Below are 12,734 nucleotides of genomic sequence, written 5' to 3'. Positions count from 1 at the left end.
GCCGATGTCATGCGCTTCGAGAAGACATCGAAGATCCGGGTGTGAGCCGGGGATCACCGGGGTAACACCGCGACAGGCCTGAGCAAGGCCCCTCATGACGACACGCGGCGGCGCCGCGCGGGAGGAGGGTGTTTGATGTCGAACGTTCGCAGACTGCCCGGGCCCATCGCCGATCTGTGGGACTGGCAGCGACTCGGGTTGTGTCGAGGCCGCGACAGCTCGCAGTTCTTCCACCCCGACGGCGAGCGCGGATCGTCCCGCAATCGCCGCGAGGCGAAGGCCAAGGCCATGTGCGGCGCCTGCCCGGTCCGGGCCGAATGCGCCGCGCACGCGCTCGCGGTGCGTGAACCCTATGGCGTCTGGGGAGGCTTCAGCGAAGCGGAGCGGCTGCGGCTGCTCGCCGTCGGCTGGGAAGACCTCGCCGACCGCCATCACGGACGAGTCGACCTTGTTCGGCTCGAGGCGCGCCTGGGGCGGCCCCACAAGACGGCCGTGCCGGCACAGCGGCAGGCCCCGGCGGCCTGAGGCCGCCGGCCGGGAGGCGGCAACAGCACGCGGGTTCCAGGGTTGGACGGTTCTTCGACAACCGCATCGGTGGACATGCAAGCCACCGTATGAGCGACTTGCGCACCGGAGTCGGACCGGTAGTGCGTCCTTCAGCCAATGACACTCAGCCGACAGTGACCTGCACGGAGTGCCATCCGGTGGCACCGTTCGGGGCCGGATCGGCGGGGGTACTCGTCTGCGTCTGACCGGCGCCGTCGGTCGCACGTACCCGGATCGTGTGGTTTCCCGCGGTCGCCTGCCAGGGGTAACTCCACTGCCGCCAGGTGTCGCTGGAGACGGTATCGGCGAGCGTCGCCGCCACCCATGGCCCTTGATCGATCTGCACCTCGACCTTGCTGATCCCCCGATGCTGCGCCCAGGCCACCCCCGCCACCACGATCGTCCCCGGATCCCGCTGCGCACCGTCGCGCGGCGTGTCGATCCGCGACTCCGTCTTGATCGGCGCCTGCTGCGACCAGCCGCGCGGCACCCAATACGCGTCGAAATCGGCGAACCGCGACAGCTCGATCTCGGTGATCCATTTGCAGGCGCTCACGTAGCCGTAGAGGCCCGGCACCACCATGCGCACCGGAAAGCCGTGCTCGACCGGCAGCGCCTCGCCGTTCATCCCGACCGCGAGCAGCGCGTCCCGCCCGTCCCGCAGCGTCGCCGTCGGGCTGCCACAGGTCCAGCCGTCCACCGACCGCTGCACCACCTGATCGGCGCCGGGCAGCGGGTCCGCCTCGTCGAGCAGTTCCCTGATCGGCGTGCCCAGCCACAGCGCGTTCCCGACGAGATCTCCGCCCACCTCGTTCGAGACGCAGGTCAGCGTGACATATCGCTCGATCATCGGCCGCTGCAGCAGCTGCGCCCAGGTGATCGTGATCGGATTCCGCACCATCCCGTGGATCCGCAACTGCCAGGTCGAGGGATCCACCTGCGGCGGGTACAGCGACGTGTCGATCCGATAGAAGTCCTTGTTCGGCGAGACGTAGGGCGTCGCACCGGGCGCCTGCACCGTGGCCGGCAGCGGGGGCGGCGTCTGCCGCGGCGCCGGCAGCACCAGCGCCGCACGCGCCGCGGTGACCGCCTTCCGCGAGGTCAGCAACCGTCCGGCGACGCCGGAGACCAGAGCAACGCCGGCCGTGATCGCGAGGGCTTTGAGGAAGCGCCGCCGGCTTTCCGCATTGATCTCATCGTACGAGTGGGCACGAGTCCCCTGGTTTGAGGCGACGGCTGCGTCGTGGTCCGGGCCGTCTCCCGGCGCCGGGTTGTCCTGGGTGGTCACCCCCGCGGCCGAACCGCCGCCCGAATCGCCGGCCGCCGTGACCGCCCGCCCGCCGCCGGCACCGACCGCGGCCGGCACCGCTTTCGTTGCCGTCGTGCTCGTCGCGATCTCGGCGCCCGCCAGGTCGAGCAGATAGCGCAGGACCCAGACCGCCGCACCGGCCCCGATCAGCGTCGGCAGCGCCGCGAGCAGGCCCGCGTCGTGCCGGGTCAGCGCCGACGCCACCCCGACCGCCGCGAACAGCCCGATCCCCACCAGCGCCAGCCGCCACGACCGCACCGCCACCACGCCGAGCCCGAACGCGTAGACCGCCAGCAGGATCGCGGTGCCGGTGATCAGCGCGGTCTTGTCGTGCACCCCGAAGACCTGCACCCCGAAGTCCTTGACCGCCGGCGGCACGTGGTCGACCACCACGGAACCGACCGCGAGCAGCGGCGCCGACAGCGGCCCGGTGAAGACCGCCACCACCTCGGCGACCCCCACCGCCACCCCGGCGGCCGCCACGCCGGAGAGCCCGGCGCGCACCGAAAGATTCACCCCCTCATCGTGCTCCCCGAACGCCCCGGCGACGACTCCCGTCATCAGGCTGTAAGGAAGTCCTGAGGTCCGGCCCCTCGGGCCGCACGCACCGCCACCGACGGGATCGCTGCCATCGACGGCGACCTGCGTGAAGGCCGAGATCGGGGGCGAGGACCTCCGATCAAAACGACGCAGCCCCCATGGCCGGCTGGGGCCATGGGGGCTGCGACGCGCAACACGTCGGAAGGGTCAAGCGTGGCGCGAAGCAAAGGCAAAGTCGGACACTACGAACGGCCGCCGCCGGCGCGAATCTGCCTGGGCCGACATCATCGGAGTATCTCAGCGCGCCTTTTGCCGTTACTCGTGATCGATCGGCGCGCTACGTCAGCAAACGACGCTGTAGATAAGCACGCCGGAGGGGTTGGAAATCTTCACCCACAGCGGCGTTGAATTTCCCTTGTTGTTGTACACCTGGTTCGCCCCACCATTGTCAGACTCGGTGAGCACACAGCCGGCGTCGACCCGGAAAGCGTCAGTGTCGTAGTACTTGGGGTAGTTGTTCGTCGTGTCCGGGTGCCCCAGCGCGAAGTACGCGTTTGACGCGTAGGCAGACCACTGCGTGGCGCACGACGGGATATTCCCACGCCAGGTGCCGGGGTTGCTGCTCAGCCAGCAGTTGACAACATACACCAGCCGGGAACTGTGGTTGGTGACCTCCCCGCCGCAGCCCTTCGTCGAGCAGGTGCTGGCCATCGCCGGGCTCGACGGAGTCAAGCCGACCAAGCCGCTGAGCAGAACGACCGCGGCAGCGGTCCGCGCCAATAGTTTCTTCACGCAGGATCCCCCTTGAATGGACTGAACAAAATCGACACATTCCTATGCATGATAGGAATGGGTGCGGTGGACTCTACCGAAGTCCTGCCCCATTGTCCAGCGCCCGGCCAAGCAGCGGTCAACGGGGAATCGGGTCTGCAAAATTTGACGTCGGTGGGGGCGTCCGGTTGGCGCACCGTTCGGCGAAGAATGTAGTCAACCGATCGCAGCGAGCCATTCCGAGAAACGGTTTTCTGCCCGCGACAGGCAGGGTGTCCGGGAAGACCGAGAAGCGCCCGACGGGCACGGTCACGTAAAAGAGACGTAGAACACCGATAAACGGGTGGCCGCCCTCACATCTCGACTCTCAAAGGTTTGCGCGCAGACCATGAGTGAGCTGGTCCGAGTGACCACCCAAGGCGCAATGTCCGTCAGCCTGAGCCGAGCAGGGGGTCGTCCAGGAGGTGCTCGAAGGCCAGTTCGGCGGCGCCGATCAGGGCGGCGTCGTAGCCGAGTTCAGGCGTACGCAACCGGATGTGCTCGCGGCACGCCGGCAGCGCGATCGCGTTCAGCCGGCTGCGGATCTGCGCGGCCGCGACCAGGTAGACGTCCCGGAGCGTGCCGCCGAAGATGACGGCCTCGGGGTTGAAGATGTTGACCAGGTTGCCGACGCCGAAGCCGATCCACTCGCCGACCTGGCGCACCGCGAACTGGGCCTGGCTGTCTCCGCGCGTCGCCGCGTCGACCACCGCGAGCACCGCCTCGCGGCCCGCCTGCTCGGCGCGGCCGGCGTGTTTGAGCAGCGCGTACTCACCGATCTCGGTCTCCCAGCAGCCGCGCGAGCCGCAGCTGCACTCCCGGCCGTACGGGTTGACCACCATGTGGCCGACCTCGCCGCCGTACCCGCCGTGGCCGGCCACCCGGCGGCCGTCGGCGATGATGCCGGCGCCCACGCCGACGTCGCCGTATAGATAGACAACGTTGTCGCAACCGGCCGCTGCGCCCCGGCTGTGCTCGACCAGCGCCGACACGTCGGCGTGGTTGCCGACGGTCAGCTTGCCGGCGTCGCCCAGCTCGTCGCGCAGCGCGGCACCGACCGGCTCCTCGACCCAGCCGATCGTCGGCGCGAGGCGGACCATGCCGTCGACCCGGCGGACCATGCCGGCCACGGCCACGCCGGTGCCCACGTAGCGCGCGTCGTCCGGCACCTCGGCGCGCATCTCGCGGACGAAGCCGGCCAGCGGCTGCACCGCGTCGAGCACCTGCATGCCGCGCGGCCGGTCGGTCTCCCGCCGGTCAAGGATCTGACCGCCGAGCCCGACCCGCGCCGCGCGCAGCCGGTCCACCTCGATGCTCAGGGCGTACGCGTAAACCTTCGACGACTCGGGCCGGACGACCAGCGAGGGTCGTCCGGCTCCTCTCGTTTCTCGAGGCGCCGCCTCGCTGACCAACCCTGCCGTGGTCAGCTCGGCGGTAAGTGCCCCGATGGTGCTGCGGTTGAGCCCGAGCCGGCTGGTGAGTTCCGCCCGGGAGGTCGCACCGTGCACGTGCACGTAGCGCAGCAGGGTCCCGAGATTGTGCCGACGGACCTCCTCCTGGCTGGGGCCGGCCCGCATCAGCGTGCCGCCCCCGCGCCGAGGATCTCTCTCATCGGTTTCCGGTAGCCGCCGCTCTGCGCCGTGCCAGGGCATCGACGCTCGCGGCGATCAGCAGGATCAGACCGGTCACCATGTACTTGGTGCCCGCCGAGAAGCCCATCAGGCCCATGCCGTTGTCGATGACGGTGATCACCGCACCACCGATGACCGCGTTGATCGCCTTGCCCTTGCCGCCGAAGAGGCTCGTGCCGCCGATGACGGCCGCGCCGACGGAGTAGAGCAGGACGTTGCTGCCGCCGGTGTTCGGGTCGACCGAGTTGGCGCGGCTGACCGCGAGGATGCCGCCGACCGAGGCCATGAACGAACAGATGATGAAGACCGAGATGCGGATCCGGTCCACCGGGATACCGGCCCGGCGGGCCGCCTCGGTGTTGCCACCGACCGCGTAGATGTGCCGGCCGTAGGTGGTGCGGCCGAGCACGAACGTCCAGATCACCAGGAAGACAGCGATGATCGGGGCCACGATCGGGATGCCCTTCACCGAGGTGAGCACCGGGTTGATCGAACGCTCCTGGGTGAGCAGCGAGGTCGCCACGATCAGCACGACGGCGAGCCCGAGGATCCGCGCCGCGACGATGCCCATCGGGACGTTGACCAGGCCGCGGGCGGCTCGGCTACGGACCTGGTTGAGCTGGGCGAGTGCGTAGCCACCGATGGCGACGGCCGTGACGATCCAGCTGACGACCACCGAGAGGTTGCCGTTGGCCAGCTTCAGCACGAACGGGTCGGTGACCGAAATGTTCTTGCCGCCGCCGAGGAGGAGCAGCAGGATGCCCTGGAACGCGAGGAACGCCGCCAGGGTGACCACGAACGACGGGATGCCGAACTTCGCCACCAGGAAGCCGAGCACGAAGCCGATCACGATGCCGGTGAGCATGGCCGCCGGGATCGCGCCGTACCACGGCCAGCCGTACGTGGTCAGCAGGATCGCCATGATCGCGCCACAGACGCCGGACGCGAAGCCGGCGGAGAGGTCGATCTCGCCCAGCAGCAGGACGAAGACCAGGCCCATCGCGATGAAGACGTAGTGAGCGCCCTGCGAGAACATGTTCGCGAAGTTGAGCGAGCTGAAGAACGTGTCGCGCGCGACGCCGAAGATCAGGCTGAGGAGGACCAGACCCAGAACCGCAGGCAGGCTGCCGAGGTCACCGCCGCGCACCCGGCCCAAGTAGTCGTGGACGTAGCTGGACACGGTCGGCTTGACGACCTTGACGCCGCCGGCCGTGGTGGTCGTGGTTGTGCTCACAGGTCGCCTCCGGGCGTGATGTCGACGACGTCGCCGTTGAAGTCGGATGGCTTCTCGGGCGGCAGCCCGATGTTGCCGCTGCGGCCCGCGGTGATCAGCTCGACGACCTGGGAGTGCGTCACCTCGGTGGCCTTGACCTGGGCGGCCATCCGCCCGAGGTAGAGCGCGGCGATCCGGTCGGACACCGCAAAGACGTCGTTCATGTTGTGCGAGATCAGCACGACCCCGAGGCCGTTGTCCGCGAGGCGGCGGACCAGCTCCAGTACCTGGGCGGTCTGCGCGACGCCGAGCGCGGCGGTCGGCTCGTCAAGGATCACGATGCGGCTGTTCCAGAGGACCGCCTTGGCGATCGCCACGGTCTGCCGCTGGCCGCCGGAGAGGCTGGCCACGAGCTGCCGGAGCGACTTCACCGTACGGACCGAGAGGCTGGCCAGGGTGTCACCGGCCATCTGCTCCATGGTCGGCTCGTCGAGGACGATGCCGCGCTTCTTCTCCCGGCCGAGGAACATGTTCTGGACGATGTCCAGGTTGTCGCAGAGAGCGAGGTCCTGATACACGACCTCGATGCCCAGCGCGGACGCGTCGCGCGGGCTGTGGATCGCCACCGGGTTGCCTTCGAAGGCGATCGTGCCCGAGTCGATCGTGTAGATCCCACTGACGCACTTGACCAGCGTCGACTTGCCGGCGCCGTTGTCGCCGACCAGGGCCGTGACCTCGCCAGGGTAGACGCTCAGGCCGACGTCGTGCAGGACCTGAACAGGACCGAAGCTCTTGTCGATCCCGCTGAGCTCCAAGAGGGGTGTCGCGGCCACGATGGTTCTCCTTCGCTTAGTGACCGGGTGTCGTCGTCGTGGCTCCGCCAACGGCGATCGGGTTGGGGGGCGACCCGACTCCGGCGCCGCCCACCCCAGAGTGCCCAGGGGTGAGCGGCGCCGTCGTCAGCCGTTCGGGACTAGCCCGTCACTCCGGTCAGCTGATGCCCGCGGCGGCGCAAGCCTTGGCGTAGTCGGCGGTGCAGAGCTCGTCCTTGGTGACGAACCCGTCATCGACAACGTCCTTGACGTTGGCCTTGGTGATCGACTTCGGGGTCAGCAGCACGGCGGCAACCGTCTTCTTCGACTCCGGGTCGGTGACCGAGCCGGTCGCCGTGGTCGGCTTCTGGCCCTTCGCGATCGCGATCGCCAGCGCGGACGCCGCGTCGGCCTCCTGCTTGATCGCCTTGTAGACCGTCATGCACTGGTCGCCGGCGAGGATGTTCTGCAGGCCCTGGACGGTGGCGTCCTGGCCGGTGACCGGCACCTGGCCGTTGAGCTTGTTCTTCTTCAGCACCGAGATGGCCGCGTTGCCGAGGCCGTCGTTCGCCGCCAGAACACCCTTGATGTTCTTGTTCTCGGTCAGCATCTGCTCGAAGATCGTGCCGGCCTGCGCGTTGTCCCAGTCCGGAACGGGGTGGTTCGGGCCCTTGGTCAGGGTACCGTCCGCGTACAGCGGGTTCAGCACCGAGTCGTAGCCCTGGGCGAACAGGGTGGCGTTGTTGTCGGTCGGGGAACCGTTGAGCTCGGCGACGACCGGCTTGGTGTAGTTCTTGGCCTTCAGGCAGTCGACCAGACCCTGGCCCTGCAGCTCGCCGACCTTCACGTTGTCGAACGACACGTAGAAGTCCGCGCCACCGTTGAGGGTGAGACGGTCGTAGTCGATCGTGGCGATACCGGCGGCCTTGGCCTTGTCCAGCACGGCCTTGCCGGTGCCGGAGTCCAGGTTGACGATCATGAGGACCTTGACGCCGCTCGAGATCATGCCGTCGGCGATGGTCTGGAACTGGGTCTTGTCACCCTGCGCGTTCTGGATGTCGGCCTGGACGCCGGCCGCCTTGAAGGCGTCGGTCAGGTACTTCTGGTCGGCGGTGGCCCACCGGGCCGAGCTCTTGGTGTCGGGCAGAATGACACCGACCTTGCCAACGCTGGCGGTGCTTCCGCCGTTGCTGCCGGAGCCGCTGTCGTCCTTCTTGCCACACGCGGCCATGCTGCCGGTCGCCAGGAGGCCGACCGCAGCAAGGGCGAACAGTCCCTTACGCATTCCTTTGGTTCCTTTCGGGTAATCCGGGCCTTCGATCGGATTCGATGGTGTGCGTTGCCGGGAGTGTCGCTCCCCGAGACGCCGAATGATCAGTTTCTAGTTTGTTGTGCCCGGCAACGTATTCCGGTTGTGGCCCGTCGCACAAGCCGTGGGCCAGCACGATCTCGTAACCCGGCATAACAATCCGGCAACACGGCAGTGATACAGGGATTCCGGCGTCGCCGAAGACCCGGTACCGGTACCGGGTGATCACCCAACTCCCTCACATGGTGACGCTAGGTCACCTCAACGCCCGATCTCTCCCATTCTCGGGAGAAAGATCCCGGGCGACCAGTCACGTTGTCGTAACGGACCTGCGGTCGCCGGTAATTTCTGATCTTATGTCCGGATAGCAGCGGTAACGGCATCGGTCAGCCGAATCAGATCGGCAGGCGCGAGCGCCACCTGAAGGCCTCGGCGGCCCGCCGACACGTACATCCGGTCGAGGTCCAGCGCGGACGCGTCGACCACCGTCGGCAGGCGCCTGCGCTGCCCCAGCGGGCTGATCCCGCCACGGACGTAACCGCTGCTCCGCTCGGCCGCGGCCCGGTCGGCCAGGGTGGCCCGCTTGCCGCCGGCCGCGCCCGCGAGGGCCTTGAGGTCGAGGTCGCCGGTCACCGGCACCACCGCGACGACCAACCGGCTGTCCACCTCGGCGATCAGCGTCTTGAAGACCCGGGCCGGCTCGATCCCCAGCGCCTGCGCCACGAGCGCGCCGTAGTTCGGCGCGTCCGGGGAGACGTCGTACGGGTGCAGGGTGTGCTCGACGCGCTCCTGGGTCAGGACGGCGGTCGCCGGAGTCCCGGCCGCGGGCTTCTTCGCCATGTCAGCAAGCTACCGCCGGAGACGATCTCGTGAACCGGGTGATAACTGCCCGTTTGCGCACCTGCGCCTGCCCCGGCGCGCGCCTACACCGGCCGGCAGAGCAGCGCGGTCGGTGCGCCGGCCACCCGGGTGAGCACGAGCGACGCCGCCTCGGAGCCGGAGAGCCGCAGGTCACGGCGAAGCTGATCAGGCTCGAGCGCGGAGCCGCGCTTGCGGATCTCGAGGCGGCCGACGCCGCGCTCGCGGAGCAGGGCACGCAGCCGCTTCAGCGAGAACGGCAGCACATCGGTTATCTCCAGGCGGCGTCCGAAGGGCGTGTCGACCGGGTCGTCGGCGTAAACGTAGGCGATCGCCGGGTCGGCCAGGCGGCCGCCGACCGCCGCCGCGAACTCGGCGACCAGATGCGAGCGAACGACGGCCGGATCCGGATCGAAGAGGTACGCACCGACCGGGCCGACCGGCGCCGCCTCGACCCCGCTCCCGGTCAGCTCGTGTCCACCGGGGAGCAGCGTGGCCCGCCGCGGGACGGTCGCCAGCGGTCCACACCAGAAGGCCGCCTCGACCAGATCGCCGTCCACGCTCACCCACTCCCCCTCGGCGCCCGGCGGCAGCAGCTCGTGATCGACACCGGGGGCGAGCTTGAGCACGGTGCGCGGCACCCGCTCGGCCAGGCCGGCCACGAAATCCCAGGGCGGCGAGTACGACTTCGGGTCGAACACCCGGCCGCGCCCGGCCCGGCGGCGAGCCGGATCGGCGAAGACCGCGTCGTAGCCCTCGATCGGGATCGCCCGGGCGTCCGCACAGTCGACCTTGATCAGTTCACCGAGGCCCAGCGCAGTGGCGTTCGCGGCGGCCATCACTGCGGTCACCGGGTCGGCCTCTACGGCGTACACGAAAATGCCGCGGGAAGCCGCCGCCAGGGCATCGGAGCCCAGCCCGCATCCCAGATCGGCCAAGGTCTTGACCCCGGCGGCCGCGAGTCGCGCCGCGCGGCGCTCGGCCACCACCGCTCGCGTCGCCTGCTCGAGCCCGGCCCGGGTGAAGAACATCCGTTCGGCTGCCGGGCCGAACTTCGAGGCCGCGCGGCGGCGCAGATCGACCTGCGTCAGCGCGGCCGCCGCCAGCTCCGGGCCGACGCCGCGGGACCGCAGCGCCGAGGCTGCCGCCAGCGGGTCTCCGGTCGCCACCTCATCGGCCGCGGCCAGCGCATTCACCCCTTCGGGCGTACGCAGAAGGGCGAAAGTCTCGGGGGTCACGAAGGCATTCTCCCCGGCGTGACGACACTGGCACTCTGGTTGACGGAGTGCTAGTTCCGGCATAACCTCGCGGTTAGCACTCTCAACATGAGGGTGCCAGCCGTTCACCCGACGGGCGGACGGTTAGGCACCAGGCGGACCGGCACCCGCGACGACGGCCCCGCCCGGTGGCATGAGGCATGACCGGCCATTTCCTTGGCCGGCGAAACCTGTACCCAGGAGGGTATGCCCGTGACTACCGCGACCAAGGTTGCGATCAAGCCGCTCGAGGACCGCATCGTGGTCCAGGCGAACGAGGCGGAGACCACCACGGCGTCGGGCATCGTGATCCCCGACACCGCCAAGGAGAAGCCGCAGGAGGGCACCGTCCTCGCTGTGGGCCCGGGCCGTATCGACGACAAGGGCAACCGCGTTCCGATCGACGTGAAGGTCGGCGACACGGTTCTCTACTCGAAGTACGGCGGCACCGAGGTCAAGTACGCCGGCGAGGAGTACCTGGTGCTCTCCGCCCGTGACGTCCTCGCGGTCATCGAGAAGTGACCTACTGACAGTGCGCACCGCCCTGGCCCGTACGCATGGGTCAGGGCGGTGGTGCTTGAAAGGACCTAAAGATGGCGAAGATTCTCAGCTTCTCTGACGACGCCCGGCACCTGCTGGAGCACGGCGTCAACACGCTCGCCGACACGGTCAAGGTCACTCTCGGCCCGCGCGGCCGCAACGTCGTCCTGGACAAGAAGTTCGGCGCGCCCACGATCACCAACGACGGCGTCACCATCGCCAAGGAGATCGAGCTCACCGACCCGTACCAGAACCTCGGCGCCCAGCTGGTCAAGGAGGTGGCGACGAAGACCAACGACGTCGCCGGCGACGGGACCACCACCGCGACCGTGCTCGCCCAGGCGCTCGTGCGCGAGGGCCTGCGCAACGTCACCGCCGGGGCCAACCCGCTCGGCCTCAAGCGCGGCATGGACCAGGCGGCCGAGGCCGTCTCCAAGGCGCTGCTGGCCAAGGCGGTCGGGGTCGACGACCACAAGGCGATCGCCAACGTGGCCACCATCTCGGCCCAGGACGCCACCATCGGCGAGCTGATCGCCGAGGCGATGGACCGGGTCGGCCGCGACGGCGTCATCACCGTCGAGGAGGGCTCGGCGATGCTGACCGAGCTCGAGGTCACCGAGGGCCTGCAGTTCGACAAGGGCTTCATCTCACCGAACTTCGTGACCGACCCGGAGTCGCAGGAGGCCGTCCTCGAGGACGCCTACATCCTGCTGACCACGCAGAAGATCGCCAGCCTCGAGGAGCTCCTCCCGCTGCTGGAGAAGGTGCTGCAGGCCGGCAAGCCGCTGCTGATCATCGCGGAGGACGTCGAGGGCCAGGCCCTGTCCACCCTGGTGGTCAACGCGATCCGCAAGACCTTCAAGGTCGCCGCGGTGAAGGCGCCGGGCTTCGGCGACCGTCGCAAGGCGATGCTGCAGGACATGGCGATCGCCACCGGCGGCGAGCTGGTCGCTCCCGAGCTCGGCTACAAGCTCGACCAGGTCACCCTCGACATGCTGGGCACCGCCCGGCGGGTCGTGGTGGACAAGGAGAACACCACCATCGTCGACGGTGGCGGCAAGACCTCCGAGGTCACCGACCGGGTCGCGCAGATCCGCAAGGAGATCGAGGCGTCCGACTCCGACTGGGACCGCGAGAAGCTCGCCGAGCGCCTCGCGAAGCTCTCCGGCGGCGTCGCGGTGATCAAGGTCGGCGCGGCCACCGAGGTCGAGATGAAGGAGCGCAAGCACCGCATCGAGGACGCCATCGCGGCGACCAAGGCGGCGGTCGAGGAGGGCACCGTCCCCGGCGGCGGCGCGTCCCTCGCCCACGTCGCCAAGGAGCTCGACGGCAATCTCGGCCTCACCGGCGAGGAGGCGACCGGCGTCGGCATCGTCCGCAAGGCGCTGGTGGAGCCGCTGCGCTGGATCGCGCAGAACGCCGGCCACGACGGCTACGTCGTGGTGGGCAAGGTCAACGAGCTCGGCTGGGGCCACGGCCTCAACGCGGCCACCGACGAGTACGTCGACCTGGCCGCGGCCGGCATCATCGACCCGGTCAAGGTGACCCGCAACGCGGTCTCCAACGCCGTGTCGATCGCCGGCCTGCTGCTGACCACGGAGAGTCTCGTGGTCGACAAGCCGGCTGAGCCGGCGCCCGCCGCCGCCGGCGGCCACGGGCACAGCCACGGTGGCCACGGCCACCAGCACGGCCCGGGCTTCTGATCCGGTAGTTGTTCCATCGAAGGGCGCGCCGCACGGCGCGCCCTTCGCTTTTCGCGGCGCCTTCGCTTTCGCTCTCGCGGCCCTTCGCGTCGCGGCCCGTTCGCCTCGCGGCCCGGTTCGCGTCGCGGCCCGGTTCGCGTCGCGGCCCGGTTCGCGTCGCGGCCCGGTTCGCGTCGCGGTCCGGTTCGCGTTGCACCGTGGCGGCCC

At 69.2% G+C, this 12,734-nt stretch carries 11 protein-coding genes; 3 read left to right on the top strand and 8 right to left on the bottom strand.

The window, feature by feature from the left end; all coding sequences use genetic code 11:
• Positions 1–135: 135 nt before the first annotated feature.
• On the top strand, positions 136–525 hold the full coding sequence (locus ODJ79_RS06255; RefSeq protein WP_263022338.1) for a WhiB family transcriptional regulator: 390 nt from the start codon (positions 136–138) through the stop codon (positions 523–525).
• A 145-nt stretch (positions 526–670) separates the two neighbouring features.
• On the opposite strand, the gene ODJ79_RS06250 is transcribed toward ODJ79_RS06255, so the two are convergent.
• From ODJ79_RS06250 to ODJ79_RS06215, 8 genes are all read right to left on the bottom strand, one after another.
• On the bottom strand, positions 671–2,278 hold the full coding sequence (locus tag ODJ79_RS06250; RefSeq protein WP_411267265.1) for a molybdopterin-dependent oxidoreductase: 1,608 nt from the start codon (positions 2,276–2,278) through the stop codon (positions 671–673).
• Between the two features lie 459 nt (positions 2,279–2,737).
• Positions 2,738–3,187, bottom strand: a complete 450-nt coding sequence (locus ODJ79_RS06245; protein ID WP_263022336.1) for a hypothetical protein — start codon at positions 3,185–3,187, stop codon at positions 2,738–2,740.
• Between the two features lie 410 nt (positions 3,188–3,597).
• The gene (locus ODJ79_RS06240) at positions 3,598–4,782 is read right to left on the bottom strand and encodes an ROK family protein (RefSeq protein ID WP_263022335.1); all 1,185 of its coding nucleotides are present in this window, start codon (positions 4,780–4,782) and stop codon (positions 3,598–3,600) included.
• 31 nt (positions 4,783–4,813) lie between these two features.
• Positions 4,814–6,070, bottom strand: coding sequence for a sugar ABC transporter permease (locus tag ODJ79_RS06235; protein WP_263022334.1), 1,257 nt, complete (start codon positions 6,068–6,070; stop codon positions 4,814–4,816).
• Complete coding sequence (locus tag ODJ79_RS06230; protein WP_263022333.1) at positions 6,067–6,882, bottom strand: ATP-binding cassette domain-containing protein; 816 nt, start codon at positions 6,880–6,882, stop codon at positions 6,067–6,069. Before ODJ79_RS06230 ends, ODJ79_RS06235 begins: the two co-directional genes overlap by 4 nt.
• A 157-nt stretch (positions 6,883–7,039) precedes the next feature.
• Positions 7,040–8,146, bottom strand: a complete 1,107-nt coding sequence (locus ODJ79_RS06225; protein WP_263022332.1) for a sugar ABC transporter substrate-binding protein — start codon at positions 8,144–8,146, stop codon at positions 7,040–7,042.
• Positions 8,147–8,524: 378 nt separating this feature from the next.
• Entirely contained in the window at positions 8,525–9,010 is a 486-nt protein-coding gene (gene ybaK / locus ODJ79_RS06220) for a Cys-tRNA(Pro) deacylase (RefSeq protein WP_263022331.1), read from the bottom strand.
• An 83-nt stretch (positions 9,011–9,093) separates the two neighbouring features.
• Complete coding sequence (locus ODJ79_RS06215; protein WP_263022330.1) at positions 9,094–10,266, bottom strand: class I SAM-dependent methyltransferase; 1,173 nt, start codon at positions 10,264–10,266, stop codon at positions 9,094–9,096.
• 225 nt (positions 10,267–10,491) lie between these two features.
• On the opposite strand from ODJ79_RS06215, the gene groES reads away from it, so the two are divergent.
• Positions 10,492–10,806 (top strand): co-chaperone GroES, encoded by a 315-nt coding sequence (gene groES, locus ODJ79_RS06210; protein WP_018222648.1) that lies wholly within the window; start codon positions 10,492–10,494, stop codon positions 10,804–10,806.
• Positions 10,807–10,877: 71 nt separating this feature from the next.
• On the top strand, positions 10,878–12,527 hold the full coding sequence (groL, locus tag ODJ79_RS06205) for a chaperonin GroEL (protein ID WP_263022329.1): 1,650 nt from the start codon (positions 10,878–10,880) through the stop codon (positions 12,525–12,527).
• The last annotated feature ends 207 nt before the right edge of the window (positions 12,528–12,734 follow it).

Origin of the sequence: Actinoplanes sp. KI2 (assembly GCF_025630775.1) — a bacterium.
Taxonomy (GTDB): domain Bacteria; phylum Actinomycetota; class Actinomycetes; order Mycobacteriales; family Micromonosporaceae; genus Actinoplanes.
The sequence above is the reverse complement of the archived record's forward strand: the minus strand, read 5'-3'. Positions and strand labels throughout refer to the sequence as shown.